The sequence below is a fragment of the Christiangramia aestuarii genome (assembly GCF_009735585.1).
GTDB classification, from domain to species: Bacteria; Bacteroidota; Bacteroidia; order Flavobacteriales; family Flavobacteriaceae; genus Christiangramia; species Christiangramia aestuarii.
Window position 1 is genome coordinate 1 of the sequence record NZ_VJVW01000021.1, and the last position, 2,270, is coordinate 2,270.

At 47.3% G+C, this 2,270-nt stretch carries 2 tRNA genes and 1 rRNA gene; all 3 read right to left on the minus strand.

Annotated features, from left to right (window positions below):
* Position 1 precedes the first annotated feature (1 nt).
* The 3 genes from FLP08_RS15395 to FLP08_RS15405 all read right to left on the minus strand — a co-directional run bounded on the left by FLP08_RS15395 (position 2) and on the right by FLP08_RS15405 (position 1,943).
* Positions 2 to 75: transfer RNA gene (locus tag FLP08_RS15395), tRNA-Ala, on the minus strand.
* Between the two features lie 162 nt (positions 76 to 237).
* Positions 238 to 311: transfer RNA gene (locus tag FLP08_RS15400), tRNA-Ile, on the minus strand.
* 104 nt (positions 312 to 415) lie between these two features.
* Positions 416 to 1,943, minus strand: a 16S ribosomal RNA gene (locus FLP08_RS15405).
* Between the last annotated feature and the right edge of the window lie 327 nt (positions 1,944 to 2,270).

Sequence of the window (2,270 nt, forward strand, 5' to 3'; positions counted from 1 at the left end):
GTGGAGAATATCGGAGTCGAACCGATGACCTCCTGCGTGCAAGGCAGGCGCTCTAGCCAGCTGAGCTAATCCCCCATTATTTCAGTGATCAGTTAACAGTTATTAGTTAACAGTACTTATAACGGCTACTCAACCTCTAAAATTTCCTTTAGTTATTTCAAATGAACTTCTGTGTCTCAGGTTCAAAACTTTGAACTTTCTAACCTGCAACTTTRAACTCGCAGCTTCGCTGCGTCGTAGTCTCAGGCAGACTCGAACTGCCGACCTCTACATTATCAGTGTAGCGCTCTAACCAGCTGAGCTATGAGACTGTCCATATAAATCGAATTGACAATAAGAATCAAGACCAAAGCGGTCTCTCTCGAACTTTTCTTTCYRTAATTGTCGCTAGYWWCWTAAAGWWRCATCGCTCTAGAAAGGAGGTGTTCCAGCCGCACCTTCCGGTACGGCTACCTTGTTACGACTTAGCCCCAGTTACCAGTTTTACCCTAGGCCGCTCCTTACGGTGACGGACTTCAGGTACCCCCGGCTTCCATGGCTTGACGGGCGGTGTGTACAAGGCCCGGGAACGTATTCACCGCATCATGGCTGATATGCGATTACTAGCGATTCCAGCTTCACGCAGTCGAGTTGCAGACTGCGATCCGAACTGTGATAGGGTTTGAAGATTCGCATCCCCTCGCGGGGTAGCTGCCCTCTGTCCCTACCATTGTAGCACGTGTGTGGCCCAGGACGTAAGGGCCGTGATGATTTGACGTCATCCCCACCTTCCTCGCGGTTTGCACCGGCAGTCTGGCTAGAGTTCCCACCATTACGTGCTGGCAACTAACCACAGGGGTTGCGCTCGTTATAGGACTTAACCTGACACCTCACGGCACGAGCTGACGACAACCATGCAGCACCTTGCAATTAGTCCGAAGAAGGGTCTGTTTCCAGACCTGTCCAACTGCATTTAAGCCCTGGTAAGGTTCCTCGCGTATCATCGAATTAAACCACATGCTCCACCGCTTGTGCGGGCCCCCGTCAATTCCTTTGAGTTTCATTCTTGCGAACGTACTCCCCAGGTGGGTCACTTATCACTTTCGCTTAACCACCCAGCCCTCAATTAGGCCGGACAGCTAGTGACCATCGTTTACGGCGTAGACTACCAGGGTATCTAATCCTGTTCGCTACCTACGCTTTCGTCCATCAGCGTCAATATATTATTAGTGATCTGCCTTCGCAATAGGTGTTCTGAGTAATATCTATGCATTTCACCGCTACACTACTCATTCCAACCACTTCATAATAATTCAAGAACAACAGTATCAATGGCAATTCTACCGTTAAGCGGCAGACTTTCACCACTGACTTATTATCCCGCCTACGGACCCTTTAAACCCAATGATTCCGGATAACGCTTGGATCCTCCGTATTACCGCGGCTGCTGGCACGGAGTTAGCCGATCCTTATTCATACAGTACCGTCAGACCTCCACACGTGGAGGGGTTTCTTCCTGTATAAAAGCAGTTTACAACCCATAGGGCAGTCTTCCTGCACGCGGCATGGCTGGATCAGAGTTGCCTCCATTGTCCAATATTCCTCACTGCTGCCTCCCGTAGGAGTCTGGTCCGTGTCTCAGTACCAGTGTGGGGGATCTCCCTCTCAGGACCCCTACCTATCGCGGTCTTGGTAAGCCGTTACCTTACCAACTAACTAATAGGACGCATACTCATCTTTAAGCCATAAATGTTTAATATARAAACCAGGTGATCTCTATATACTATGRGGTATTAATCCACGTTTCCATGGGCTATCCCCCGCTTAAAGGCAGATTGTATACGCGTTACGCACCCGTGCGCCACTCGTCAGCGGATTGCAAGCAATCCCTGTTACCGTTCGACTTGCATGTGTTAGGCCTGCCGCTAGCGTTCATCCTGAGCCAGGATCAAACTCTTCATCGTTAAATCTTAAATATATTCAACAACTACTAAAGAAATCTGTTCAGGTTGACTTTTCTAGTCTTAATTCTTATACACTTGATTTTATCTCGCTAAAAATAAAATCCKTTGTCAATTCAATATATCAATGAACTTTGATCAGTCTCCCGATCTGTCTTGTTAAAACCAAGGGAATCGAACCCTTCTWCCTCGCCCCAAACGGCTGTTTTTATTAACTCTCAATCTGTTACTGTGAACGCTTGCTCTGTCTCAAAGCGGGTGCAAATATACAACGCTTTTTCTTTACCAACCAAAACTTTTTAATAAAATTTTTAGTTTCTTTTTAAAAGC